Source organism: Xenorhabdus bharatensis, assembly GCF_037996705.1.
Taxonomy (GTDB): Bacteria; Pseudomonadota; Gammaproteobacteria; order Enterobacterales; family Enterobacteriaceae; genus Xenorhabdus; species Xenorhabdus bharatensis.
Window position 1 is genome coordinate 1 of record NZ_JBBMXG010000109.1, and the last position, 223, is coordinate 223.

At 58.3% G+C, this 223-nt stretch carries 1 pseudogene; it reads left to right on the forward strand.

Features of this window, described 5'->3' with window-relative positions:
* Positions 1–223 (forward strand): annotated as a pseudogene (locus AAC855_RS21450) (hypothetical protein); the annotation flags it as partial.

The window sequence follows — 223 nt, forward strand, 5'->3', positions numbered from 1 at the left end:
TGGCAGCAGAAACGGAACACACCGCCAACTCCCTGAATGCCGATGAGCAGCAGGCTGCCCTGACGTTATTGCAAGATCCCCAACTCATCAGCCGTATCACCGCGGATTTAGTCGCCTGCGGCGTGGTCGGTGAATCGACTAATCTGTTGGCCGCTTATCTGGCCGCGGTGAGCCGAAAATTACCCAAACCGTTAGCCGTCCTGATCCAGAGCAGCAGCGCCGC